At 64.7% G+C, this 26383-nt stretch carries 19 protein-coding genes; 11 read left to right on the top strand and 8 right to left on the bottom strand.

Going from position 1 to position 26383, the window contains the following annotated elements; translation table 11 throughout:
- Positions 1 to 21 precede the first annotated feature (21 nt).
- The 8 genes from tssH to tssA all read right to left on the bottom strand — a co-directional run bounded on the left by tssH (position 22) and on the right by tssA (position 9905).
- Entirely contained in the window at positions 22 to 2700 is a 2679-nt protein-coding gene (gene tssH / locus LOY54_RS25865) for a type VI secretion system ATPase TssH (RefSeq protein WP_258608480.1), read from the bottom strand.
- Positions 2693 to 3742 (bottom strand): type VI secretion system baseplate subunit TssG, encoded by a 1050-nt coding sequence (gene tssG, locus LOY54_RS25860; protein ID WP_258608479.1) that lies wholly within the window; start codon positions 3740 to 3742, stop codon positions 2693 to 2695. Before tssG ends, tssH begins: the two co-directional genes overlap by 8 nt.
- The gene (gene tssF / locus LOY54_RS25855; RefSeq protein WP_258608477.1) at positions 3706 to 5565 is read right to left on the bottom strand and encodes a type VI secretion system baseplate subunit TssF; all 1860 of its coding nucleotides are present in this window, start codon (positions 5563 to 5565) and stop codon (positions 3706 to 3708) included. The genes tssG and tssF overlap by 37 nt, the downstream gene beginning before the upstream one ends.
- Positions 5562 to 6077 carry a type VI secretion system baseplate subunit TssE gene (gene tssE / locus LOY54_RS25850; RefSeq protein WP_093378493.1) on the bottom strand — a complete coding sequence of 172 codons (516 nt, stop codon included), beginning with the start codon at positions 6075 to 6077 and terminating at the stop codon, positions 5562 to 5564. Before tssE ends, tssF begins: the two co-directional genes overlap by 4 nt.
- 106 nt (positions 6078 to 6183) lie before the next feature.
- The gene (locus LOY54_RS25845; protein WP_038998241.1) at positions 6184 to 6672 is read right to left on the bottom strand and encodes a type VI secretion system tube protein Hcp; all 489 of its coding nucleotides are present in this window, start codon (positions 6670 to 6672) and stop codon (positions 6184 to 6186) included.
- Between the two features lie 81 nt (positions 6673 to 6753).
- Positions 6754 to 8247, bottom strand: coding sequence for a type VI secretion system contractile sheath large subunit (tssC, locus tag LOY54_RS25840; RefSeq protein WP_010221276.1), 1494 nt, complete (start codon positions 8245 to 8247; stop codon positions 6754 to 6756).
- Positions 8248 to 8262: 15 nt separating this feature from the next.
- Positions 8263 to 8778 (bottom strand): type VI secretion system contractile sheath small subunit, encoded by a 516-nt coding sequence (gene tssB / locus LOY54_RS25835; RefSeq protein WP_010221277.1) that lies wholly within the window; start codon positions 8776 to 8778, stop codon positions 8263 to 8265.
- Positions 8779 to 8873: 95 nt separating this feature from the next.
- Positions 8874 to 9905: a type VI secretion system protein TssA gene (gene tssA, locus LOY54_RS25830; protein ID WP_258608473.1), complete on the bottom strand. Its 1032-nt coding sequence runs from the start codon at positions 9903 to 9905 to the stop codon at positions 8874 to 8876.
- 393 nt (positions 9906 to 10298) lie between these two features.
- Between tssA and tagH the strand changes: the two genes are divergently transcribed.
- The 11 genes from tagH to LOY54_RS25775 are packed head-to-tail and all read left to right on the top strand — an operon-like array spanning position 10299 to position 26305.
- Positions 10299 to 11630 (top strand): type VI secretion system-associated FHA domain protein TagH, encoded by a 1332-nt coding sequence (gene tagH / locus LOY54_RS25825; protein WP_258608470.1) that lies wholly within the window; start codon positions 10299 to 10301, stop codon positions 11628 to 11630.
- A gap of 36 nt (positions 11631 to 11666) precedes the next feature.
- Positions 11667 to 12164, top strand: coding sequence for a type VI secretion system lipoprotein TssJ (tssJ, locus tag LOY54_RS25820; protein WP_045202269.1), 498 nt, complete (start codon positions 11667 to 11669; stop codon positions 12162 to 12164).
- A 15-nt stretch (positions 12165 to 12179) separates the two neighbouring features.
- Complete coding sequence (gene tssK / locus LOY54_RS25815; protein WP_258608466.1) at positions 12180 to 13514, top strand: type VI secretion system baseplate subunit TssK; 1335 nt, start codon at positions 12180 to 12182, stop codon at positions 13512 to 13514.
- 6 nt (positions 13515 to 13520) lie between these two features.
- Positions 13521 to 14831 (top strand): DotU family type VI secretion system protein, encoded by a 1311-nt coding sequence (locus tag LOY54_RS25810; RefSeq protein ID WP_258608463.1) that lies wholly within the window; start codon positions 13521 to 13523, stop codon positions 14829 to 14831.
- Complete coding sequence (gene tssM / locus LOY54_RS25805) at positions 14828 to 18331, top strand: type VI secretion system membrane subunit TssM (protein ID WP_258608461.1); 3504 nt, start codon at positions 14828 to 14830, stop codon at positions 18329 to 18331. The genes LOY54_RS25810 and tssM overlap by 4 nt, the downstream gene beginning before the upstream one ends.
- Positions 18331 to 18981 (top strand): type VI secretion system-associated protein TagF, encoded by a 651-nt coding sequence (gene tagF / locus LOY54_RS25800; RefSeq protein ID WP_258608460.1) that lies wholly within the window; start codon positions 18331 to 18333, stop codon positions 18979 to 18981. Before tssM ends, tagF begins: the two co-directional genes overlap by 1 nt.
- Positions 18982 to 19701 carry a PP2C family serine/threonine-protein phosphatase gene (locus tag LOY54_RS25795; protein ID WP_093378531.1) on the top strand — a complete coding sequence of 240 codons (720 nt, stop codon included), beginning with the start codon at positions 18982 to 18984 and terminating at the stop codon, positions 19699 to 19701.
- A gap of 11 nt (positions 19702 to 19712) precedes the next feature.
- The gene (locus LOY54_RS25790; protein WP_258608459.1) at positions 19713 to 22655 is read left to right on the top strand and encodes a serine/threonine-protein kinase; all 2943 of its coding nucleotides are present in this window, start codon (positions 19713 to 19715) and stop codon (positions 22653 to 22655) included.
- Entirely contained in the window at positions 22655 to 23371 is a 717-nt protein-coding gene (locus tag LOY54_RS25785) for an ABC transporter ATP-binding protein (RefSeq protein ID WP_283817212.1), read from the top strand. The genes LOY54_RS25790 and LOY54_RS25785 overlap by 1 nt, the downstream gene beginning before the upstream one ends.
- The gene (locus tag LOY54_RS25780) at positions 23371 to 24573 is read left to right on the top strand and encodes an FtsX-like permease family protein (RefSeq protein WP_045202330.1); all 1203 of its coding nucleotides are present in this window, start codon (positions 23371 to 23373) and stop codon (positions 24571 to 24573) included. The genes LOY54_RS25785 and LOY54_RS25780 overlap by 1 nt, the downstream gene beginning before the upstream one ends.
- A complete protein-coding gene (locus tag LOY54_RS25775; protein ID WP_258608458.1) occupies positions 24566 to 26305 on the top strand; it encodes a formylglycine-generating enzyme family protein in 1740 nt (579 codons plus the stop codon). The genes LOY54_RS25780 and LOY54_RS25775 overlap by 8 nt, the downstream gene beginning before the upstream one ends.
- Positions 26306 to 26383: the final 78 nt, after the last annotated feature.

Here is a 26383-nt window from a genome sequence, read left to right as displayed (position 1 = left end):
CTTATCTCGTCAAACGCGCCATCACGGCGCGTCGCTGAAGTGGTAGTGCAGGTCGTTGTCGCGGCGGCTGATGCGCACCCCGGCCAGGGCCTTGCCTTCGAGCATGCGGGAGAGGAACTCGCGGCTCATGTCCGGCAGCAGGCTGTTGGTCAGGATCGCGTCGATCATCCGCCCGCCGCTCTCGGTCTCGCTGCAGCGCGAAACGATCAAGTCGACCACTTCGTCGTCGTAGTCGAAGGCCACCTTGTGGGTGCCTTGCACGCGCTTGCGGATGCGTTCGAGCTGCAGGCGGGTGATGGCCTTGAGCATCTCGTCGCTGAGCGGGTAGTAGGGGATGGTCACCAGGCGGCCGAGCAGCGCCGGCGGGAAGATTTCCAGCAGCGGTTGGCGCAGGGCGCTGGCGATGGCCTCGGGTTCAGGGGTGTTCTGCGGGTCTTTGCAGACCCGGGAAATCAGCTCGGTACCGGCGTTGGTGGTGAGCAGGATCAAGGTGTTCTTGAAGTCGATCACCCGGCCTTCGCCGTCTTCCATCACACCCTTGTCGAACACCTGGAAGAAAATTTCGTGCACGTCCGGGTGGGCTTTTTCCACCTCGTCGAGCAGCACCACGCTGTAGGGCTTGCGCCGCACCGCTTCGGTCAGCACGCCGCCTTCGCCATAACCGACATAGCCGGGCGGGGCGCCCTTGAGGGTCGAGACGGTATGGGCTTCCTGGAACTCGCTCATGTTGATGGTGATGACGTTCTGCTCACCGCCGTACATGGCTTCGGCCAGGGCCAGGGCGGTTTCGGTCTTGCCTACCCCGGAGGTGCCGGCGAGCATGAACACGCCGATTGGTTTGTTGGGGTTGTCGAGGCCAGCGCGGGAGGTCTGGATACGCTTGGCGATCATCTGCAGGGCATGGTCCTGGCCAATGATGCGCTTGGCCAGGTGCTGGTCGAGCTTGAGCACGGTCTCGAGCTCGTTGCGGGCCATGCGTCCGACCGGGATGCCGGTCCAGTCGGCAACCACCGAGGCCACCGCCTGATAGTCGACGGTTGGCAGGATCAGTGGGGTTTCACCTTGCAGGGCGCTCAGGCGCTGCTGCAGCTCGATGAGTTTTTCGCGCAGCTCATGGCTCTGTTCGCTGCCGGTGTCGCGGTCGACCACCCCAACGTTTTCGCGCAGCTGCGCGCGGGTGGCCAGCAGCTCGTCGACCAGGGCCTTCTCTTCGGCCCAGCGACTTTCCAGTTCGGCCAGGCGCTCGCGCTCGGTGGCCAGCAAGGTTTCAGACTGTTGCTGGCGATTGCCGATGGCGATACCGATGGCCTGCTCGCGGGCGATGATCTGCAGCTCGGTTTGCAGTGCCTCGATGCGTCGACGGCTGTCGTCGACCTCGGCCGGTACCGCATGCAGGCTGATGGCGACGCGGGCGCAGGCGGTGTCGAGCAGGCTGACGGACTTGTCTGGCAACTGGCGCGCCGGGATGTAGCGGTGGGAGAGCTTGACCGAGGCTTCCAGGGCTTCATCGAGAATCTGCACCTGATGGTGCTGCTCCATGGTCGAGGCCACGCCGCGCATCATCAGCAGTGCCTTGTCTTCGCTCGGCTCGGCGACTTGCACCACCTGAAAACGCCGGGTCAGGGCCGGGTCTTTCTCGATGTGCTTCTTGTACTCGGCCCAGGTGGTGGCGGCCACGGTGCGCAAGCTGCCACGGGCCAGCGCGGGCTTGAGCAGGTTGGCAGCATCGCCGGTGCCGGCGGCACCACCGGCACCGACCAGGGTGTGGGCTTCGTCGATGAACAGGATGATCGGTTTGGGCGAGGCCTGCACGTCCTCGATGACCTGGCGCAGGCGCTGTTCGAACTCGCCTTTCATGCTCGCCCCGGCCTGTAGCAGGCCGACATCCAGGCTGCGCAATTCGACGTCCTTGAGCGATGGCGGAACATCGCCGGCAACGATGCGCAGGGCAAAGCCTTCAACCACCGCGGTTTTGCCCACCCCGGCTTCACCGGTGAGGATCGGGTTGTTCTGCCGGCGACGCATGAGGATATCCACCAGTTGGCGAATCTCTTCGTCGCGACCAACGATCGGGTCGAGCTTGCCACTGCGCGCCTGCTCGGTGAGGTCGACGGTAAAGCGCTTGAGCGCTTCCTGCTTGCCCAGAGCGCTGGGAGCCATGGCGCCGCTGGCTTCGCCCGGCACGGCGCCGGCATTGAAACCGTCGCTGGCGCCCAGGGCGTTTTCCGGCGAGTCGCCGACGTACTCGTCAAAGCGCTCGCTGAGGGCTTCGACCTTGATCTTGGCAAACTCCGACGACAGGCCGAGCAGGGCATTGCGCAGGCTCGGAGTCTTGAGGATGCCGAGCACCAGGTAACCGGTGCGCACCTGGCTTTCGCCGAACATCAGGCTGCCATACACCCAGCCACGCTCCACCGCCTCTTCGACGTGGGACGACAGGTCGGTGATCGAGGTCGAGCCGCGCGGCAGGCGGTCCAGGGCCTCGGTCAGTTCGCGGGCCAGGCGTGCTGGCTCCAGGTTGAACTGGCGAATGATGCGGTGCAGGTCCGAGTCCTGCAGTTGCAGCAACTGATGAAACCAGTGGGCCAGCTCCACATAGGGGTTGCCCCGCAGTTTGCAGAACACCGTGGCGGCCTCGATGGCCTTGTAAGCGACGCTGTTGAGCTTGCCGAACAGCGCGGCGCGGCTGATTTCACCCATGTTCCGGACTCCTTGTGGATTGCGATGCGCGCGTCTCGGCGTAGTACCGAGCCAATGTCAGGTCGCTGGCATCGTGTTGCGGGCGGCCGAGCCAGGTATCGAAACCCAGGCGTCGGCCAGTGTTGAGTTGCAGGGCGGGTATTTCGTCCTGCTGCAGAATCAGTTGCAGGTCCCAGTCCAGCTCGTGCCCCTGGTGCTCGGCGACCCAGGCCACCAGCTCGGCGAAGGCACTGCCATCGGGCAATAGCGACAGGTATTGCTCCAGGCTCAGCGGCCCCAGGCAGATGCGGAACTTGTGCTGGCGGTCCCAGACATGGCTGCCCAGGCACACATCCATGCCCAGCTGATTGGCGCTCGCGCCCAGGCGGCTGCGTTCAGGCAGTTGCAGCCACTGGCCAACGTATTCCTCGATGCTTACCGGCACGCCGAAGTAGGCCCCGAGAATACCGCGCAGGCCATCCGGATAGCGGGTCTGGGCGGCGAGGTGGCCGCTGTAGTGCAACTTGGCGGTATCCGGCAACGGGCCCTGATTACGCAGCGCCGGGGTGCCGCGCCCGCTCAGGGCGGCCAGGCGGGCGGCCCAGTAGTCGTCATCGGGCCGGTCATGGCTGACCGTCGGCCGCGCTTCGGCCCAGGCCCGGTAGAACAGGCTCAACAGACGGTGATGAAAGACATCGAGAAAGCGCTTGCTGGTGCTGTCGGCATTGTTGCGCTGGCGCTCGCGCATGTACTCGGTCAGGTGCAGCGGCAAGGGGCCGTTGGGGCCGCCGAGGCCAAAGAAGAACTGCTCCAGGCGCGCCGGGCCCTGATCACTGGCAGGCGTCAGCGCCGCCAGGGTGGCCGGCGCAAACGCACAGTCGAGCTGCTGGCCAAGGCGCACCGGATCATCGGCCAGGCGCAGCGAATGGCCGAAGCGTGGCAGCTGCGGCGACTCGCATTGCAGCCGGCGCAGGGCCTGGAAGAAATCGTAGTTCCAGGGTTCGGCCTGCATTTCGCTGAGGATGTTCACAGGGTCGGACGGCGTCCGGGCTTGGCTTTCCATCGCATGATCTCGCCGCGTTCGGTGGTACGGAGCACCGTCTCGGTAAAGCTGTTGATCGACACGTAACGTGCCAGGAAGCGCTCGAAAACCGCACCGAGCAGGAACACGCCAGTGCCGCGAAAGGCGTTTTCGTCGAATTCCAGGGTGATCTCCAGGCCACGGCCAAAGACGATCGGCCCCGGCATCGGCAGGCGTCGCGTGCAGGCCTTGCTGCTGACCTCGCGCAGGCCGTCGATCTGCAGCTGCAGGGCGGCGTCGTGGCTGTCGCCGTACAGGCGCAGCAACTCGCGCAGGGCGGCGGCGCCCTGGCCTTGCTCGGTCAGCGACAGGTAGTTCAGCGACAACTGGCTGATCAGACGCCAGGCCTTGTTGTCATGGGCATGGCTGGCCCGTGGCCGGCTTGGCCCGGCCAGGCAGCGAATGGCGGCCACCGGCGCGCTGTCGGCCAGGGTGAAATCACTGCGGCCATCGCCGACGTTCATGAACAGCGCCAGGTCGCGATTGGTGCACAGGGCACTGACCCCCAGTTGGCGCAGGTCGTGGCGGTAAGGCGCCTGTTGGCCATCGACCAGGCTGATGAAGGTTTCGCTGCCCATGTAGGTCGAGCGGGTACCGTTGCGGCGCTGCTCGCTGGAAAGCATGCGCGGCTCGCGGCGGACGATGTAATAGGCCTGGTCACGGCCGTAGCGCGACGGGTCGCGTACGGCATAGAAGGGCAGGAAAGCCTGGTCGGGGCCGGTGCCGTGGCCGGTAACGCTGCTCAACGAGTGGATCTCGAAATCCATTGGCCGGGTGCGGTCGGCAATCACATGATGTTCGTTGACCCGGTCATTCAGGTGGATGCGGTCGACCCGGCGCGGGAACAGGTTGATCGCCGGTGTGCAGAAGGGCACGAACTGCTCGGTGCCGACGCTGCCTTCCAGGCTCTGGTCGTAGCGCTCGAACAGCACGATCAGCTCCAGCTCCTGACCATCGCAACGCTTTACTGCGCGACCCAGTTCGGCAAATTCTACGAACAGAAAACGCTGCGGCAGGGCGAAGTACTCCTGCAGCAGGCGGTAACCCTGGAATGCCTGCGGCACCACCGGTAACGCCGCCTCGCGGTCATCGAAGCCGCAAGGGCGCAGGGCTGAGGTCGGGATGCGCTCGACCCAGTCGCTGCCAGGCTGGCGCGCGAACACCGCACAGGCGTTGCCCAGCAGCTGCTCGTACAGGCGAAACGGCAGTTCGTCGGCGCCGTTCAGGTACAGCGGCAGGCTGCTGAGGTCGAGGGCGTTGAACGGCAGGTCGGCGCCGGTACGCAAGGTAATGCGCAAGCCGGCGCGGGCTTTCGGTTCGCTGGCGGCCAGGCGCCCGAGGCGGGCTGCCGGGTTGCCGAAGTATTCCGCCTGGGCGACTTGCAGCGGCCACAGGGTAACGGGATGGGCACTACGAAACTCGCAAGGCGTTTGCGAATCGCGACCAAGGGTGGCGCGCAGCACGCTGCCACGCGGCAGGGTGAAGCCGGCACTGAGCGAACCTTCATCTGGATCGGCCTGCATCTGCACCACCGTCATCGACGGCGTCGGCGCCAGGTAGTGCGGGTAGGCGATCTCCAGCAGGTTGTGGGTGAAGGTCGGGTACTCGGCATCGAGCTTGAGTTGCACCCGTGCGGTCAGGTAGGCAAAACCTTCAAGCAGGCGCTCGACATAGGGGTCGGCGCAGTCGATACCGGACAGGGTCAGGCGCCCGGCGATCTTCGGGTATTCCCGGGAAAATTCTGCCGCGCTTTCGCGGATGTGTTGCAGTTCCTGGTTGTACAGCTCGAGCAGGCGCGGGTTCATGGACGTCTCCGGCGCTCGGCGGGGGCCACCCGGACATGTCCGGATTCCAGGTCAAGGTCGGTGCGCAGCAGCAACGGCAGTGCCGCCGGCTGGGCCCACAGGTCGCCTTCGATCTCGAAACTCAGGGCGTTGTTGTTCATCTCCCCCGGTGCGACCTGGGCGCGCACCCGCAGGCTGCTGCGCAGGATGCGTGGTTCGAAGGTGGCGATGGCCTGGTAAATGATGCTCTCCAGTGCGCTGATATCAATGTTCGAGGCGCTGTTACCGGCCAGTGCCGGCAGGCCGTAGTTGACCACCGAAGTGCCGGCCGGGGTGTTGAGGGTGGCGGCCGCATCGAGCAGTGAAGTGGTGTTGAGCAGCCAGGTGAGGTCGCGTAGTACCGAGGCCTTGAGCTGGCTCAGCGAAAGCACGCGCTTGTCGTTGGCTTCTTGCAGGTTGCCGGGCTCGTCGTCGGTCAGACGATCGAGCAGCGAAGGCTGCAGACGGTCACGTGCAGCGATTTCGGCTACCAAGGGGCGGCTCCGGTGGTGATATGCGTGAGTGCGTTATCCCTATCGCGGGGCAAGCCCGCTCCTACAGGGTGGGAGCGGGTTTGCCCCGCGAAGAGGGCGAAACGCATCAGATCTTGACGTTCTGGCGCACGTTCCAGCCGTACTTGACCGGGCCGCCGTCTTTGGTGCCGTCAGCTTTCTGCGGCTGGTAATCGACCGTGACTTTGCCGAAGTTCAGGGTGACGTTTTCGGTCAGGCGGTCATCGCCGCCCGAGCCACCGGTGCTCAGCGAGCTGATCAGCACTTCTTCGAGGTTGATGATCAGGTACTCGACCTGGCTCTCGCCACCGGCCTTGCGCACGGTCAGCTTGACCTTGTCGATGTGCTTGCCGCTGGAGCAGTGCATCATCAGGTTGGGGCTGGATTTGTCGACGTACTTGGTCAGCGACAGGTCCTGGATGTTGACCTTGCCGGCGCCGCCGCCACCACCCATGTGCATGTTGCCGGACTGGGCCATGCCCCAGCTCCAGTTCAGCACATCGATTTCGTCCTTGTGGGCCTTGTCCATGGACTCGCCCTTGATGTCGCCAATCTTGATGAAAATATCAACTGCCATGTTGTCTCCAGAGTGTGGCATCTACCACATTATTTTTTCAGTGCACGCCCCGCAGCACGGGGCGTTCTAGCGAGCCTGGGCTCAGGCGCCCTTGGCCGACGGCAACTTCGATACCAGGCGCAGCGACACGGTCAGCCCTTCGAGCTGGTAGTGCGGGCGCAGGTAGAAACGCGAGTTGTAGTAACCCGGGTTGCCTTCGACTTCTTCGACCACCACTTCGGCAGCTGCCAGTGGGTGCTGGGCCTTGGTGGTTTCGGTGGAGTGGGCCGGATCGCCATCGACGTAGTTGAGGATCCAGTCCTGCAGCCAGCGCTGCATCTCGTCCTTCTCTTTGAACGAGCCGATCTTGTCGCGCACGATGCACTTCAGGTAGTGAGCGAAGCGGCAGGTGGCGAACAGGTACGGCAGGCGCGCGGCCAGGTTGGCGTTGGCGGTGGCGTCCGGGTCGTCGTACTCGGCAGGCTTTTGCAGCGACTGGGCGCCAATGAAGGCGGCGAAGTCGGTGTTCTTCTTGTGCAACAGCGGCATGAAACCGTTCTTCGCCAGTTCCGCTTCACGGCGGTCGGAGATGGCGATTTCAGTCGGGCACTTCATGTCCACGCCACCGTCATCGGTAGGGAAGGTGTGCGCCGGCAGGTTCTGCACTTCGCCACCGGACTCGACGCCGCGAATCCGCGAGCACCAGCCGTAGTACTTGAACGAGCGGTTGATGTTCACCGCCATCGCGTAGGCGGCGTTGGCCCAGGTGTACTTGGCGCTGTCGGCGCCGTCGGTGTCTTCTTCGAAGGCGAAGGCTTCTACCGGGTCGGTCTTGGCGCCATACGGCAGGCGCGCCAGGAAGCGCGGCATGGTCAGGCCAATGTAGCGCGAATCTTCCGATTCACGCAGCGAGCGCCAGCCGGCGTACTCGGGGGTGGTGAAGATTTTGGTCAGGTCGCGCGGGTTCGACAGCTCCTGCCACGAGCCCATGCCCATCACGGTCGGCGAGGCCGCAGCGATGAACGGCGAGTGCATGGCGGCACACACCTTGGACAGCTCGCCGAGCAGCTCGACGTCCGGTGGCGACTGGTCGAAGTAGTAGTCGCCGACCAGGCAACCATACGGCTCGCCGCCGAACTGGCCGTACTCTTCTTCGTACATCTTCTTGAACAGCGGGCTCTGGTCCCAGGCCGTGCCCTTGAATTTCTTCAGGGTCTTGTGCAGGTCGGGCTTGGAGATGTTGAGCACGCGGATTTTCAGCTGCTCGTCGCTCTCGGTGTTGTTGACCAGGTAGTGCAGGCCCCGCCAGGCGCTTTCCAGCTTCTGGAACTCGGGGTGGTGGATCACCTGGTTGACCTGGGCGGTGAGCTTGGCGTCGATGGCGGCAATGATCGATTCGATCGACTTGATCGCGTCATTGGACACCAGGTCGGTTTGCGCCAGGGCCTGTTCGGCCAGGGTGCGCACCGCAGTTTCGACGGCCTCACGGGCGCGCTCGGTCTTGGGTTTGAATTCTTGCAGCAGCAGCGAAGCGAACTCGCTGGCTTGCTCGGTGGCCGCTGGCTGGGCCTGGGTATCACGCATCGGATCGGTCATGAGGCTTTGTCCTGATTAAGCGTTCGGCTCGGCATCCTGGGGCTTTGGCGCGCTGGCCAAGGCCTGGAGCAGGGCCGGATCCTTGATGGCTTTCATGATGATTTCTTCGGCGCCAGTCTTGCCGTCCATGTAGGTCAGCAGGTTGGCCAGCTGGGTCCGCGCTTCGAGCAGCTGGTTCAGCGAATCGACCTTGCGCGCCACGGCGGCAGGGCTGAAGTCGTCCATGCTCTCGAAGGTGATATCCAGGCTCAGGTTGCCTTCGCCGGTCAGCTCGTTGGGTACGTGGAACGCCACCCGTGGCTGCATGGCCTTGAGGCGCGAGTCGAAGTTGTCGACGTCGATTTCCAGGAACTTGCGCTCGGCGACCGGGGCCAGCGGCTCGGCAGGCTTGCCCGCGAGGTCGGCCATGACGCCCATGACGAAAGGCAGCTGGACCTTCTTCTCGGCGCCGTAGAGCTCGACGTCATACTCGATCTGCACCCGCGGCGCGCGATTGCGCGCAATGAATTTCTGAGAACTGGGGTTCGCCACGTTGTTCCTCCTGGTCGCAGGTGCGACGGTATTGGCGTCATCGATCGTTGCCGGTAACGGTGTTGCGTATGTGCGTTGGGTCAGGCCCGCAGGCCTCAGTCAGCTTCGGGTCCGCGCAGGGTTTCGAACTGCGACAGCCCATCGGGGATCAAGTCGCGGACGATCGCGGCAAAATCGGCGTTGACCAGATTTTTCGCGCGGTTGAGCAGCACCGGCAGCGGGCTCGAGGGCTCGTGGCGGGCGTAGTACTTGAGAATTCGGTCAAGGCTGCGCAGCACTTCATCGCGGCTGGCGATATCGGCCGAAGCGCGAGCGACGGCGGGCGCGGGGGCGGCCTCGGCAACCGGCGTCGAGCTGTCGGCAGCGCTGCTGGTTTCGCTGGCGTCGTTGGCGGCCTGCTCGCTGGCCGGCGCATGTTCGGCAAGAATCTGCGCGGCCTGGCGCAGCGGCTGCTTGAGCGCGCTCAGGTCAACTCCGCTGGCCGATCCGACCTGCTCGTTGACGTATTGCTCGATTGCCTCGGCGGCCTCGCGGGCTTGCTGTAGCGCCTCGCGGGTGGCCTGCAGTTGCTCGCCATCGCTGTCGCGCAGGGCGCCGCCGAGTTCGTCGGCGTTGAGCGTCTCGCTGGCAAAGTGCTGCAAACCGCTGGCGTGCAGGGCTGCGCGCAGGCTGACCGGGCCGAAGGCGCGGGAGCGGGTCAGCAGGCTTTCGCGCAGCAGGGCGATGTTGGTCTCGCAGACCAGACCGGCGAGGGCGTTGATACGCACTGTCGGGTCGTTGTCGTCATCGGCGTCGAGCTGCGGATGGACCTGCGGCCAGTACTGGCGCAACAGCTCGTTGATCAGTTGCAGAGTGTTGGCCAGGCCGGCAATGCCGTGCAGGGCGAGGGCACTTTGCAAGAGGAAATGAGTGACGCGAAGGTCTTTGCTGCGTTGCAGCAGGGCGGTGCAGGACTGTTCGATCTGCCGCCACTGCGGAGCTTCGGCAGGCTGGATGGCATCGCCCATGACACGCTCGGGCCGGCCTTGGGCATCACGCTCCAATTGCAGGAAGTCCGGGTCGTATTCAAGGTCGTCGCCGCAAGGAAAGTTTTCCGAAACGGCAGCGAGCAAATGCGCTGAGTTCACCAGATATCGATCTCCGTATCGTCCCGTGGTGGGGGTGGCTAATGTGTGCTAGTTGGTTTTGTGACATAGCGCACATAATTTGCTGAGTTGTCCTTAGTTGATATCAAAGTGATATCACGCCTGTTCAGCAAGTTGCGCATTTTTGGTTTATTTCCAATTGGCTGTCAAGGTAAGCTAGCGGCCCATCGTGACCTGCATACTGGGCCGTACAGGTTTATTGACTTGTTGGTCAGGGTAGCGGTGGATGTCATTTGAAACTGATGAACATCAGCGAAAAGTGAACGAAATTCGGACATTCAGTAGACTTTTTCAGGGATTGGAAGCGAATCGTGGCAAGTGTGGCAGGCCTCCAGCGGGCCCACAGGCGATTCGGGATGTTGCTAAGGAGGCGTGATGTCGCTGAGTCTTACTATTACCAGTTATCACAAGATTACCCCTGGCCAATGTCCTGAAAAGTTCATCGAGTCAGGTGCCATCAGTATTGGTCGCGGCCCCGACAATGATTGGGTGCTGCCCGATCCGGAGCGTCTGGTTTCTTCGCAACATTGTGTAATTCAATATAAAGACGGCCGTTATTACCTGACCGATAACAGCACTAACGGTGTCGAATTAATTCACGCCGGTATTCGCTTGCGTCGTGGTAACAGTGAGCCGTTGATGGATGGCGAAGTCATCCGTATCGGCGAGTACGAGATTCAGGCGCGGATCGATTCAAGCTTCAAAATGGCGGATGGCAACCCGTACGGTGCTGATGCCTCCAACAGCTTCGAAGCCCTGATGGCCAATCAGAACGGCAGCACTCCGGTTGCCCCAAGCCCTGCCACGCCTGCGTTGATTCAGGGCGCATCAAGCAATGCCACCTTGCCGGACCTGTTCGATTTTCTTGCACCGGCGAGCATTGCGCCGGTGACCCTGCCCGATCATGTGCCTGCCCAGCAGCATGATTTTCGCCCGCCAACGCCCGTAGCGTCGACGCCTGAGCCGGTACCGGCAAGCCCTGGTGTGATTCCCGAAGACTGGGACCTGTTCGCCGAACCTGTGCCGGCGGCGCCCGCGCCTGTCGTTGTAGCTGTCGAACCAGCCATGCCCGCACCCATGCCCGCGCCTGTCGAGGCCTCGGCGCAGGCTGGCGACTCCAGTGTGCTGGCCCAGGCGTTCCTGCGCGGTGCGGGGCTTGAACATCTGCGTATCGACAGCGCCCAGGTCGAGGCGCAGATGGAAGCCCTTGGCCGCAGTTATCGCTTGATGGTCGAGGGCCTGATCGATGTGTTGCGTGCGCGCAGCAGCCTCAAGGGCGAGTTCCGCATGCAGCAGACGATGATCCGCCCGGCAGAAAACAACCCGCTCAAGTTCGCGCCCAATGCCGATGAAGCGCTGCTGTTGCTGCTGCGCCATGGCAACCACGCGTTCATGGCGCCGGACCAGGCGGTACGCGACAGTTTCGACGACTTGCGCGCGCATCAGCTGGCAGTGATGGCCGGTGTTGAAGCGGCCATCAAGCACCTGCTCGGGCGCTTCGAGCCGGCGCAGCTGGAATCGCGGCTCGGCGAACCGGCAGGGCTGTCGAAGCTGTTCGCAGGTTCGCGCCAGGCGCAGTACTGGCAGCAGTTCACCGAGCTGTACAGCAAGATTTCCCGGGAAGCCGAAGACGACTTCCAGGACCTGTTCGGGCGCGAATTCAGTCGCGCCTACGAGGAGCACGGCGCGCGTCTGCAGCGCTCCTGAAACAAACGGAAAGTGCCACGTCATTGAGGACGCAGGATGATTCGAACAATGCTGATGGCAGCGGTAACCACACTGCTGCTCAGTGGTTGTAGCAAGGATGAAGTCGCAGCACCGGTCCAGCCCGAGGTGGCGGGGCCTACCAGCGTCACCTTGTATTTCAGTGCCGCCGCCGGGCTCAACCCGGGTGCCAACGGCCAGGCCGCGCCTGTGCGCGTGCGCATTCTCGAACTGAAGAACAGCGCAGGTTTCAGCCGCGCCGATTATTTTGCCCTGGCCGAACGCGGCCCGGCGACCCTGGGCGCCGACCTGCTCGATCAGGACGAAGTGCTGGTGCAGCCCGGTGAGCAAGTGCGCATCGACCGGCCGTTGAACCCGCTGACGCGCCAGATCGGCCTGGTGGTCGGCTACCGCGAAATCGACCAGGCGCAATGGCGCAGCCTGCTGCCAGTGCCGCCGCTGGACTACCAGATCAGCCTCGATGTTCGCGCTGTGCGCAGCGCTGCCCATACCTCCCCAACCAGCACCGCCCAATAGGCGATCGGAGAAGCCATGTCCTGGAACAATCGTGTGGTCTGGTCGGAAGGCATGTTCCTCGGAACCCAGCACTTTCAGCAGCATGACCGTTATCTCGAGAACCTTATCGATGCCCGCAGCCGGCCGCTGTCAGCGGGCGCCTGGGGCTTCTCCGAGCTGCTGGTCGACCAGGGCCTGCTGGCCCAGGGCAAGCTGGCCATCGTTTCTGCCCGCGGGCTGCTGCCCGATGGCACGCCGTTCAACATCCCCCACGATGACCTGGCGCCCAGCCCGCTGAACATCGACGACAACCTGCGTGATGGCCTGGTGTACCTGGCCTTGCCGCTCAAGCGCGCCGGTGCCCGCGATACCGTGGACGAAGGCGAAGCACCGGGTGGTGCGCGCTATGTCAGCCGGGTGGCCGAAGTGCGTGACGACAACGCACCATTCGAGAACCGCGCCCCGGTCGCCCTTGGCTCCCGTGCGCTGCGCCTGATCACCGCCGAAGAAGGCCTGAGCGACTATGCCGCGCTGGGCCTGGTACGTATCAAGGAAAAACGCGCCGACCGCGCCCTGGTGCTGGATGACAGCTATATCGCGCCGGTGCTGGATGTATCGGCGAGCAAAAGCCTGTCGGCATTTCGCAGCGAACTGCTGGGCCTTTTGCATCAACGCGGTGAAGCACTGGCCGGGCGGGTGGTGGCCTCCGGTGCCGGTGGTGCTTCGGAGATCGCCGACTTCATGCTCCTGCAACTGGTCAATCGCGCGCAACCGCTGGTCGAGCACCTGAGCCAGTTGAGCCCGTTGCACCCGGAGCGGCTGTACAGCGAGCTGGTCAGCCTGGCCGGTGAGTTTGCCACCTTCTGTGCCAGCAACCGCCGCCCGGGTGAGTTCCCGGTGTACCAGCATGACGACCTGGCGGCGAGCTTCGCCCCGGTCATGCAGGCGCTGCGCGAAGCCCTGTCGATGCTGATCGACAGCAAGGCCACGCCGATCCCGATTGTCGAGAAGGCCTATGGCATTCATGTCGCCATGCTTGCCGACCGCAGCCTGCTCGACAATGCCAGTTTCATTCTCGTGGTGCGTGCCGACGTACCGAGCGAAACCCTGCGCGGGCGCTTCGCCCAGCAAAGCAAGATCGGCGCGGTCGAGCACATCCGTGACCTGGTCAACCTGCAGCTGCCGGGCATCGGTCTGTTGCCGCTGCCGGTGGCACCACGGCAGATCCCGTTCCATGCCGGCTCCACCTACTACGAGCTCGATCGCGGCAGCGAGCACTGGCAGCAACTGCAGAACGCCGGCGGCTTTGCCTTCTACGTCGCAGGCGAGTTCCCGGGGCTGAACCTGGCCTTCTGGGCCATCCGAGGATAAGCCGCAATGCAGCCTAACGACCCGTCGGCGCCACCGGCCAACGACCGCACCCAGTTCATGCCGCGCCCCGGTGGCCGCGGCCCGCAGGCCGGTACGCCGGAGCCTGTGGCGGCGCCGTCGATGCCAGCGCAGCCGCTAGCCGCTGGCCAGGCGCTGGGCCTCAACCCGCTGGAAAGCGCCGCCGGGCCATTGTTGGCCTTGCTGACCCGCTTGCGCAGCACCATCGCCCATCCGGCCCCGGCCAGCCTGCGTGCGCAGTTGCTGGCTTATCTGCGTCAGTTCGAAGAGCGCGCCGAAGCCGCCGGTGTGGCCCGTAACGAAGTCATGCTAGCCCGTTACGCGCTGTGCACTGCGCTCGATGAAGCGGTGCTCAGCACGCCGTGGGGCAGCAGCAGTGACTGGGGCAAGCAGAGCCTGCTGATCACTGTGCACAACGAAGCCTGGGGGGGCGAGAAGGTCTTCCAGCTGCTCGAGCACTGCCTGCAGAGCCCGCGCGAACGCCTGTACCTGCTGGAGTTGCTGTACCTGTGCATGTGCCTGGGCTTCGAGGGCCGTTACCGGGTTATCAACGGTGGCCGCGCCCAGCTCGAAGCCTTGCGCGAACGCACTGCTGCCGCTATCCGCAGCGCCCGGGGCGAGTTCGAGCGCGAACTGTCGCCGCACTGGCGCGGGGTCAGCGTCAGCCGAGATCGGCTGTCGCAGTTCATCCCGCCCTGGGTGGGCCTGGCCATTGCCCTGGCGTTGCTTGTGGCTCTGCTGTTTGCCCTGCGCATGATGCTCGCCGCCGACGCGGAGCCTGTGTTCAAGAACATTCATGCCCTGGGCGAAATCCCGGTGCAGGCCATCGACCGTCCGGTGACCCAGCCCAAGCCGGTGGAGCGTCCACGCCTGGCGGGTTTTCTGGCCAGCGATATCAAGGCCGGGCGGGTCAGCGTCGAAGACGCCGTCGACCGTTCGGTGGTGACCATCCGTGGCGACGAATTGTTCGCCTCGGCCAGCACCAGCATCAACGACAGCCTGCAGCCACTGATGCTGCGCATTGCTGACGCCATTGGCCAGGTCAAGGGCCAGGTGCGCATCACCGGCCACAGCGACAACCGGCCGATCGCGACCTTGCGCTTCCCGTCCAACTGGGCGCTGTCCCAGGCCCGCGCCGAGCAGGTGCTGCAGATCCTGGCCGCCAAGACCGGCCAGCCCGCGCGCTTTACCGCGCAGGGCCTGAGCGACACCGAACCACTGGCAGCGAACAACACGGCCGAAGGCCGGGCAAAGAACCGCCGGGTTGAAATCACTGTATTGGCGGAGGGGGTCGAGTGAAGGCGTTTTTCGGATTTGTCATTCGCTGGGTCATTCCGCTGCTGGGCCTGATCGCCCTGAGTCTGATCATCTGGTTCATCGGCCCGCTGTGGGACATGCTGATCCCGGCAGGGCGGCGCTGGGCGCTGATTGCCCTGCTGTTTGCAGTGTGGCTCGGCTATCGCCTGTGGCGCTTCATCGAGGCCCGCCGCCAGGCGGCAGAAGTCATGCGCAGCCTGGCTGCAGAAACAGCGCCTGACCCTGCCAGCGTGGCCACCGCCGAAGAACTGGCAACCCTGCGCCAGCGCATGGACGAGGCCCTGGCCCTGCTGAAAAAGGCGCGCCTGGGTGGCGATGAGCGGCGCAACCTGTACGAGCTGCCGTGGTACGTGATCATCGGCCCGCCGGGCTCGGGCAAGACCACGGCGCTGGTCAATTCCGGCCTGCACTTTCCGCTGGCGGCGCAGCTTGGCGCCGGGGCGATTCGCGGCGTCGGCGGCACGCGCAACTGCGACTGGTGGTTTACCGACCAGGCGGTGTTGCTCGACACCGCTGGCCGCTATACCACCCAGGACAGCCACGCCCAGGTCGACAAGGCGGCCTGGCTGGGCTTTCTCGATCTGCTGAAAAAGCAGCGCGCGCGCCGGCCGATCGATGGCGCTTTCATTGCCATCAGCCTGTCCGACCTGTTGCTGGGCAGCGACGCCGAACGTGCTGCCCATGCTGCGGCCATCCGCTCGCGTATTCAGGAGTTGTACAGCCAGCTGGGCGTGCGTTTTCCGATTTACCTGATGCTGACCAAGCTCGACCTGGTGCCGGGTTTCATGGAGTTCTTCGACACCCTGAGCAAGGAAGAGCGCGCTCAAGTGTGGGGTATGACCTTTGCTCTGGACGACGACAAGTCGGTCGAAGGGCCGCTGGCGCAGTTCCACAGCGAGTTCGCCGGCCTTGAGCAACGCCTCAACGAGCGCCTGGTCGAGCGCCTGCAGCAGGAGCGCGACCCGGCGCGGCGCGATCTGGTTTACGGCTTTGTCCAGCAGTTCGCTGCCTTGCGCTCCAACCTGCAGGGCTTTCTCGACGGCGTGTTCAAGCCCAATGCCTATGAAGAACGCGCCCTGTTGCGCGGCGTGTACTTCACCAGCGGTACCCAGGAAGGCAGCCCGATCGATCGCCTGATCGGCGCCATGGCCCAGAGCATGGGCCTGGACCGTCACCATCTGGCACGCCAGAGCGGCACCGGGCGCAGCTACTTCATTGAAAAACTGTTCAGCGCCGTGGCGTTTGCCGAGCGCGGGCTGGTCGGGGTCAACCCGCAAGTCGAGCGCCGGCGCAAATGGCTGGCCCGTGCTGCACTCGCCGCCAGCGTTGCCCTGGTAGTGCTGGTCGGCAGCGTATGGGCGCTGAGCTATCGCGCAAACCAGGCTTACATCGCCCAGGTCGAGCGTAAGCTCGCGCCGCTGGGGCCAGTCCTGCAAACCTTGAGCCCGGCCCAGCGCGATGTACTGGCGGTACTGCCGTTACTCAATGCCGTGCGCCATCTGGCCGAAGATCCGCCCAGTTGGGCCGAGGGGTTGGGGCTGTACCAGGGCGACATGCTCGAAGCCGAGTCGGCCAGCGTCTACCGCAAGTTGCTGATTGCCGTGTTCGCCCCGCGCCTGGTCACCCGTATCGAAGAGCAACTGCACAGCGGTGGTGGTTCGGACTTTCTCTACGAAGGCCTCAAGGCCTACCTGATGCTGGCTGACGGCGAGCATTACGACCCGGACTTCATCAAGGCCTGGGTCAGCCTCGACTGGGAGCAGAGTCTGCCTCGCGACCTGGCCCCGGAGCAGCGTGCGGCATTGGGCGAGCATCTGCAGGCGCTGTTTGAAAAGCGTCCGCCGAATGCGCGCCTGGATGCCAACCTGATCGAAGACCTGCGTCGCCAATTGCAGCAGTTGCCGGTGGCCCAGCGCGTCTATGACCGGGTCAAACGCCAGCAGTTGCCCAACGGCGTCAGCGATTTTCGCCTGAGCGAAGCGGCTGGCCGCGACGCCGCGCTGGTGTTCAGCCGCAAGAGCGGCAAGCCTTTGGGTGAACCCTTGAGCGGGCTGTTTACCCTTGATGGCTATCGCAAGGCGTTTCTTGCCACCAGCCTGCAACACAGCAATACCCTGGCTGAAGAGCGTTGGGTGCTGGGCCGCGAGCAAGCCGATGAAGGTGATGTGACTAGCCTGGCCGCCGACGTGCGCCGTTTGTATTTCGCCGACTACATCCGCCACTGGGACGCGCTGCTGGCCGATATCGACTTTGTGCCGATCACCAGCGTGGCCCAGGCCGCCGATGTTCTGCGGGTGATTTCCGGGCCGACCTCGCCGCTGAAAAAGCTGCTGAGCGCCGTGGCCAAGGAAACCAACCTGCAACAGCAGGACCCGCTTGCCGCGGCCCAGGCCAAAGCCAGCGAGGCAGGTGTCGACCAGCTCAAGCAGCGCCTGGGTAACTTGCTGGGCCAGGATGCTCCGGCCGATAGCCGCCAGGCGCAGCAAGACCAGGACCCGGTCACCGCGCACTTTGCCGACCTCGCCAGCCTGGTCAGCAAGGGCGAGGGCGAGCCAGCGGCCATCGACGGCCTGCTCACCGACATGAACGCCTTGTACGTGCAGGTCAGTGCCATGGTCGGTGCCAGTGGCGACGCCCTGCTCGGCGAGGCCAAGAACCAGGCAACGGCCGCCGCCAACCGCGTCAGCCTCACCGCGCAGCGCCAGCCGCCGATGGTTCAGGGCCTGGTCAAGTCGGTGGTCAACTCGACCACCAACACCATGATGGGCGGCGTGCGCAATCAACTGAACGCCGCCTGGACCAGCGAAGTGGTCAACGTTTATCGCCAGTCGCTGAGCGGTCGTTATCCGCTGGCAGCGGGCAGCTCGCGGGATGCCACGCTGGACGATTTCGGCCAGTTCTTCGGCGTCGGCGGGGTGATGGACAGCTACTTTCGCAAGTACCTGCAGCCGTATGTCGATACCTCGGCCAACCCTTGGCGCTGGCAGCCGGGCGCGGCGCAGAAGCTCGGCATTGGCTCTGGCGTGTTGCACACCTTTCAGCGTTCGGCGGCGATTCGCGATGCGTTCTTCCGCTCGGGCGGCATGCAGCCGACCGTGCGCTTCGAGCTCAAGCCGGTGGCCATGGACGCCTCGGTCACCCAGTTCTTGCTCGACCTCGATGGCCAGCAGATCAGCTATGACCACGGCCCGAGCCGCCCGGTTGCGATGCAGTGGCCAAACCCCAACAGCATCGGCGTGGTGCGCCTGTCGATCATGCCGCCATCGGCCAGCGGTCGCTCCGGGCTGACCCTGGAAGGGCCGTGGGCCTGGTTCCGCTTGCTCGATCAATCCGACCTGGTGGCCGGCAACGGCCCGGATCGCTTCAGCCTGCGCCTGCGCGTCGATGGCGCCAGCGTGTCGTACGAGCTGCGCGCCAACAGCGCCTTCAACCCGTTCAAGAGCCGCGTGCTCAGCGGCTTCAGCCTGCCGGAGCGGTTGTGATGGCGGGCGTCGGCTTCTACGGCAAGCTGGCCAGCCGCGGCGACTTTGTCAGTCGCGGTTTGCCGCAGAGTTTTATCCAGCCCTGGGACCAGTGGCTGGCGGCCGGGCTTGTGGCCAGCCAGCAGCAACTGGCCGAGCGCTGGTTGCCGGCCTATCTGGTCAGCCCCTTGTGGCGCTTCGCCCTGGCCCCGGGAGTATGCGGGCCCGACGCTGTAGTGGGGGTGTTGATGCCCAGCATTGACCGGGTAGGGCGCTATTTCCCTCTTATCCTGGCCCAGGTTTTGGCGTCGGATGAGTCGCTGGCGGCAGTGGTGAGTGGCCCGGATAACTGGTTCGAGCAGTGTGAAGCCCAGTTACTGGCAACCCTCGAGCCGCAAGCCGCTTTTGAGGCGTTCGATGCAGCAGTGCAGGGCATTGATGCTCCTCGTAGTGCTGTTGTTTCAAGCCCGGTTGTGGGCGGCTTGCAACGCTTTGCAGCGGTGACCCCGCAGGCGCGCCAGGCAGCCTTGGCCGAAAGCGCCTGCGCCGGCATGAGCCTGTGGTGGGGGCGCGGCTCAGAGCATATCGAGGCGGGAATGCTGCGCTGTGCGGGCCTGCCGCACAGCGAGGATTTCGCCAGTTTTCTTTTGGGTAGTGAGGCGGCGCGCTAGATGACGGCTTTGCATTACACCGCAGCCAGCTACAGCCATGTCGGCCTGGTGCGCAGCATCAATGAAGACGCTTGCCTGGACCTTGCCAGCGAAGGCCTGTGGGCAGTTGCCGATGGCATGGGCGGGCATGCGGCGGGCGACTACGTCAGTTGCCTGATCGTCGATACTTTGCGCCAGTTGCCGACCACGGCGTCCCTCAATGACTTCGCCCAAGTGCTGCGCCAGCGGCTGTCGGCGGTCAACGCGGCAGTGCGCGAAGAAAGCGCCCGGCGTGGCGTGGCGATGATGGGCAGCACCCTGGTGCTGCTGGCGGTACGCGCTGACCAGGGTATCTGCCTGTGGGCCGGGGACAGCCGCCTGTATCGCCTGCGCGACGGGCGCCTGGAAGGTATCTCGCGCGATCACAGCTACGTGCAGGAACTGCAGGACAGCGGCCTGCTCAGCGAGGCCGAAGCGCGGGTGCACCCGCGGGCCAACATCGTTACCCGGGCAATTGGCGTCGAGCCCGAGCTCGAACTTGAGGCCGTGCACCTGCAGGTCCTCCCTGGCGATACCTATCTGCTGTGCAGCGATGGTCTGAACAAGACCGCCGAAGACCATGAAATTCGCGAAGTGCTGGGCCACAGCGACCCCTACCAGGTGGTCCGCAGCCTGGTGCACCTCGGCCTGACCCGGGGCGCCCCCGATAACATTACCGCCGTCGTCATCAAGGCCGGTTGAAGACCAAGCACATGGACAAAGTGATCCCCGGATACGACATCGACGGCGAGATTGGCGAAGGCGCCATGGCCACCGTCTACCTCGCCACCCAGCGCTCGCTGGAGCGCAAGGTGGCCTTGAAGGTCATGGCCGCGGCGCTGGCTGCCGACCCGACCTTCTGCGAGCGCTTCCTGCGTGAAGGCCGCACCCTGGCGCGCTTGTCGCACCCGCACACGGTGACCATCCACGACATCGGCAATGTCGGCGAGCTGTACTACATGGCCATGGAGTACCTGCCCAACGGTACGCTCAAGGAGCGTATCGCCGCCGGGGTCACGCCGGAGCAGGGCCTGCTGTACATCCGCCAGATCGCTTCGGCGCTGGGTTATGCCCATGCCCAGGGCCTGGTGCACCGGGATGTGAAACCGGCCAACATTCTTTTTCGCGCTGACGGCACAGCGGTGCTGTCGGACTTCGGCATCGCCAAGTCGCTGGATGACCGCACCCAGTTCACCCAGGCCGGGTTTGCCGTCGGCACCCCCAGTTACATGAGCCCGGAGCAGGCGCGCGGCCAGGAAATCGACGGCCGCGCCGACCTCTATGCCCTGGGCGTGGTGTTTTACGAGATGCTGGTTGGCAAGCTGCCCTACAGCGGCAACGACGCGCTGTCGACGGCCTTGGCGCATTTGACCGAGCCGTTGCCGGAGCTGCCGATCGAGCACGGCCGCTATCAGGACATTCTCCGTGGCCTGCTGGCCAAGGACCCGGCCGAGCGCTTTGCCGATGCCGAGACCTTGCTGGCGGCGCTCGACCGGTTACCCGCGCAAGACACTGAAAGCACCCTGATCCAGCCGCTGCCGATTGCAGCGCCGGTGGCACCCGTAGCCGTAGAGCCAGCACCGCCGGCGCCGAAACCAGAACCGGTCACCAAGGCCTCGCCACCTGCAGCTGCGCGCAAGCGCCCGACACCGGCCTTGCTCGCCATCGCCGTTGCTGCCGCGCTGGGCCTGGGCGGGATTGGCTACTGGGCCATCAGTGGCGACGAACAGGTAGTGGAGGCGCAGCCGGTACAAGCCCGCGAGCCAGTAGCGCCGACCGTTGCGACTGCGAGCAACGACAGTGACCGACCATTGCTGATGGCCGGCAAGCGAACTCTGTTCCAGCGCGTGCTGAGCCGGCCGGGCGCGCAGGTCGTCAAGCAGCCGGGCGCCACGCCCAGTGATACCTTGCCGGCCTTTACCGTGCTCTATGTCTACCAGCGCCAGGACGTCAACGGCAGCCCTTGGCTTGAGGTCGGCACCGCCAGTGACGGTCGCCGCGACGGCTGGTTGCCGGCCTCCCAGGTCAGCGACTGGAAGCAGAGCCTGGTATTGAAGTTCACCGAACGCTCGGGGCGTGCGCCGGTGATGTTCCTGCGCCAGGCCGATGAGCTTGAGCGTTTGCTTGGCGACACTTCGGCCGCCCGTGCCGAGCTGCTCAAGGCGCAGAACAACCCCGACGAAGTGCCGCAAGTGATGGCCCTGGAACCCAGCGCCAGCGCCGTGCCCCAAGAGCAGTTCTACCTGATGCCGATCTTCGAGGCGCGCGAGAGCTTCGACGAAAACGGCCAGCCGCTGCAGTTGCTCAATGTCGCCTCCATCGACCCGGGCAACAGCGCACCCGCCGGCGAAGCGAAAGCCGCCGGCATGGCCACCTCAGGCGACGCCTTCCGTACCGCCGTGGTGCTGGTGGTGGATACCTCGGTATCGATGCAGCCTTATATCGATCAGGTCCGCCAGGTGGTGCACGAGCTGCACGGACAGATTTCGCGCCGTGGCGAGCTGGACAACGTCAGCTTCGGCCTGGTCGGCTTTCGCAACAACACCACGCGCACGCCTGCCCTGGAGTACCTGACCAAGACCCTGGTAACACTCGATGAAGGCCGCGATCCCGAGCGTTTTTTGAAGCTGGCCGAGCAGGTGAAAGCCACCAACGTCTCCAGCCATTCGTTCAACGAAGACGCTTTTGCCGGGATCATGCAGGCGGTCGACGGCATGGACTGGTCCGGCTACGGCGGGCGCCTGATCCTGCTGGTCAGTGACGCCGGCTCCCTGCGCAAGAACGACCGCTACAGCAGCACCCAGATGAACGAAGCCGAAGTGCGCCAGGCGGCCTTGAGCAAGCAGATCAAGATCTACGCCCTGCACCTGCGCACCGAGGCCGGCAAGAAGAACCACGCCTACGCCGAGCAGCAGTATCGGGTGCTTACGGCCGATGCCAACCCGCAGATCGGCGACCTGTATGTATCGGTACCCGGTGGCGATGTGCACAAGTTTGGCGAGCGGGTGCGCGAGATCGGTTCGACCTTCGCCGATCTGGTCCACCAGGTGCGCAGCAACACCGCGCAACCGGCGCCGCTGCTGGCGGCTTCGCCGAGCATCGCCGACAAATCCGCCGCCATCGGCTATGCCATGCACATGGATTTTCTTGGCCGCAAGAGCGCCAGCCAGGCCCCGCAACTGGTCAGCGCCTGGACCTCAGATCGCGACCTGACCAACCCGGCGCTGCCGACCCTGCAGGTCTGCGTGATGCTCACCAAGCTGCAACTCAACGACCTTCAGCAGTCACTGAAGCTGATCGTCGATGCCGCGCGCAAGACCCGCACTTCGCCCAAGGATTTCTTCCAGGAAATCGCCAGCGCCAGTGCCTACATGAGCCGCGACCCGGCCGCCCTGCGCAAAGGCGCCAACCTCGCCGAAGGCGGTGTGCTGGGCGAATACCTGGAGGGCCTGCCGTACCGCAGCAAGTCCCTGAGCATGACCCAGGACCTGTGGTTGTCGCTCAGCGTTGGCGAACAGGAAGACTTCATCGACGAGCTCGATTCGAAGATCCGCCTGTACGAAACCTTCCACAACGACATGGCCAACTGGGTGCGCTTCGGCAATGCCGAGCCCGGTGACGCCTTGTACCGTGTGCCGTTGTCGACGCTGCCATGATGATCAACCTGCACGCGCTGCGCAAAACCCGCGGCCTCGGCAACCAGCGCTACAGCCTGGAGATCGAGCGCCTGGAACTGCGTGCCGGTCAGCAGCTGGCGCTGGTCGGCCCCAGTGGCTGCGGCAAGAGCACCTTGCTCGACCTGCTGGCCTTGGTGCTGCAGCCCGATCAGGCCGAGCGCTTTGTGTTCAGCACCGACTCGCACACCTACGACGTTCAGCAGCTGTGGCGTGAACAACGCCAGGAGCACCTGGCGCACCTGCGCCGCCGGCATCTGGGCTATGTGCTGCAAGCGGGCGGCTTGCTCGGCTTTCTCGATGTGCGCAGCAACATCGCCCTGCCGCGCCAGGTGCTTGGCCTGGGCAATGACGGCAGCGTGCAGCGCCTGGCCGAACAACTGGAGATTGACGATCAGCTGGACAAGCAGCCAGGCGCCTTGTCGGTCGGCCAGCGCCAGCGGGTCAGCTGTGCCCGTGCCCTGGCGCACAACCCTGATTTGCTCCTGGCCGATGAGCCGACCGCGGCCCTGGACCCGCTCAATGCCCAACGGGTAATGCAACTGCTGCTGCGCCAGGCGCAAGCACGGCAGGTGACCTGCCTGGTCGCCACCCACGACGAGGCACTGGCCCGTGATGCCGGCTTGCAGGTGTTGCGCATGGTCTGCCGCCGCGATGCCGACGGTGGTGTCACCGCCACGTTGGAGGGCCAGCCGTAATGCGCCCGATGCTGATCGCAAGCCTGGCCTGGCGCGACTATCGCAACGACGCGCGCCTGTCCGTTTGCAGCGTGCTGGCCCTGGTGGCGGTGATTGCGCCGTTGCTGGTGCTGTTCGGTCTGAAATTCGGCCTGGTCAGCAGCCTTACCGAGCGTTTGCAGCGCGACCCTGCCGTGCGGGAAGTCATCCCCTTGGGTGGCGGTCGTTTCAGTGCCGACTTCGTCGCTGAACTGGCGGCGCGTAACGACGTCGCCTTCGCTTTGCCGCGCACCCGGCAGATTGCCGCGACCGCCGACCTGGTGCTGGCTGCGCGCAAGGTCGTGGTCAATGTCGAGATGATCCCCACTGCGCTTAACGATCCGTTGCTGCAAGGGCTGGCCGTCCCCGGTGCGGTCGACCAGATCGTCCTCAGCCGTACGGCGGCAGAAAAGCTTGGCGCGAAGGCGGGTGATCAGCTTGATGCTTCGTTCAGCCGCCAGCTTGCCGGGCAGATCCAGGCCCAGCGCACCACCTTGAAGGTCGTGGCTGTGCTGCCGCTGGAAGCCTTCGAGCGCGATGCCTTGTTTGCGCCGCTGGCGCTGCTGGAAGCCGCCGAAGACTACCGTGATGGTCGCGCCGTGCCCGCTTTCGGCTGGGAAGGTGAGCGCCATACCGGTGAGGTACAACGGGTTTATCCGGCCTTCCGGCTGTACGCGCGCAACCTCACCGATGTCGAGCCGCTGCGGCGCTTTTTTGCCGATCGCCAGTTGCTGGTCTCGACCCAGGCCCCAGCGATTGCCCAGGTGCAGTCGCTGAGTCGCAACCTGACCCTGGTGTTCTGGATCATTGCCGCGCTGGCCGTAGCGGGCGCGTTTGCGGCGATTTGCGCCGGCGCCCTGGCGGCGGTCGAGCGCAAGCGCCGCGAGCTGTCGGTGTTGCGCCTGCTCGGTTTCAGCACCGCTGCCTTGCTTGCATTTGTCGTGCTGCAGGCGTTGTACAGCGGGGTGTTTGCCGCTGTCATCGGCGCGGCGCTGTACGCCCTGGCCGAAAGCGGCCTCAACCAGTTGTTCATGCAGATGCCTGGCGAGTACGCCAGCCATCTGCTCCCGTCGCATTACCTCGTTGCCTTGCTCGCTGTGCTGCTGGCCAGCGCGGCCGCTGCCGCCCTGGGGGGCTGGCGCGTGGCACGAATAGACGCTTGTGAAGGAATTCGAGATGTTTGACCGCCGCTTACCCGCCCTAGCGCTGATCGTCGCCGCCCTGAGCCTGGTGTCCTGCGCCCAGGCCGAGGACGACAGCAAGCCTGCCAGCAATAAACTGGACAACCCCAAGCCACTGGCCGACGACATCAGCCTGCCGCTGCCGTGCGACGGCGAGATGGTCTTCCGCCACGTCTACGTGCTGGCCCAGGGCAGCCTGGACGACCGTGAGGTGAACCTTGGCTACCCCTTCAGCGAAGGCGAAGCGGGCTACAAGCAGTCGTTCATTTCCGGCTATCGCCGTGACTTTATCAACGGCCAGTTCAGCCTCCAGGACCTGTCTGCCGAGTGGAAAAAACGCATTAGCCCGAGTCTGCCGCAGACCGACGCCGGCAGCCCGCTGAAGCCGATGATGTACTTCATCGGCAAGTACGAAGTCACCGCCCGCCAGTACGCTCAGGTGATGGCCCAGGCCCAGTCGCTGGCCAGCGGCGAACCGGCGCCGGCCTGTGAAGCACCGAGTGGCATGGCCGGGCGTTTGCCCAAGGTCAAACTGTCGCGCTTTGAGGCCGAGCGTTTTTCCGCGGTGTACAGCGCCTGGTTGATGAAGAACCATCGTGACCTGCTGCCGGTCAGTGGCCGTGGCAACAAGGCCGAAGACGGCGGTGTAGGCTTTGTGCGCCTGCCCACCGAAGTGGAGTGGGAGTTCGCTGCCCGTGGCGGCTCCGCCGTCAGCCGCCAGGAGCTGGAAGGGCGGCTGTTCCCGCGCCGCCTCGAGGGCAGCGAAAGCGACGGCCCGCTGGCCGACTGGGCGGTGTTCAACCAGGTCGCCGGCGGCACCGGCCAGGCCGCGCGCCTGACCCCGATCGGCACCAAGCTGCCCAACCCGCTGGGTATGTTCGACGTACTCGGCAACGCCGCAGAGATGGTCCAGGAATCGTTCCAGCTGGTGCACGCCGGGCGGCGCCAGGGCGCTTATGGCGGGTTTGTGGTCAAGGGCGGTAACTACCTTGAAGGCGAGGGCACGCTGTTTACCGGCATGCGCCGCGAGTACCCGCTGTTCGGCGCCGATGGTACCGAGCAAAGCAACGAGACCACAGGTTTTCGTGTCGCCATCGGCGCGCTGTCGGCGCCGCGTTCGCGTTATGAGGAACTGTTCGAACAATGGCAGAAAGAGGGCCGCCTGGCCGCGCTGACCGACGCCATCGACGACGCCCAGGACCCGACCAAGCGCCTGGACAGCATCATCGCCGCCAGCGTCGACCCGCGCCTGCAAGCCGAGCTTGGCCTGGTCAACGAAGAGCTCAAGCGCAACGTCTCGCTGATCGCCCAGCAGCGCGAAGAAGCCGCCGGCAACCTGATCCAGTCGGCGGCGCTGGTGGCCGAAACCATCAATAACTACAACATCCGCCTGACCAACCTGCAGAAAACCCAGCAGCAGGCCAAGGCTTCCGGTGACGAGACCAGCGCCAAGCTGTTTGCCGCTGCCATCAACAACGGCCGCAGCGCCCTCGACGGCGCCGTGGCGATCTACATCGACAACCTTGCCACCGGCACGCGCTACACCGACGCGGTGATCCAGGCGCAGTTCCAGCGGGTCAAGGAAGAGCTCAATCGCAAGCCGGTGCTGGGTAAGAGCCTGCTCAGCCGCGCGACCCTGTTCGTCCGTCATGTCGGGGACTATCGCCAGCAACGGCGCGCCGACCCGGCGACGATTTTGAAAGAACTGCTCGCATCAGCCGCCCCGCAACCTTGAGCGGCTGTCGAGCGAGCATCGTAGTGACCGGGGCGACATGAGGTTGTCCCGGGCGTGTTTAAACAAAGAGAGAACCTG

It is taken from the genome of Pseudomonas sp. B21-032 (genome assembly GCF_024748965.1).
Taxonomy (GTDB): Bacteria; Pseudomonadota; Gammaproteobacteria; order Pseudomonadales; family Pseudomonadaceae; genus Aquipseudomonas.
The sequence above is the reverse complement of the archived record's forward strand: the minus strand, read 5'-3'. Positions and strand labels throughout refer to the sequence as shown.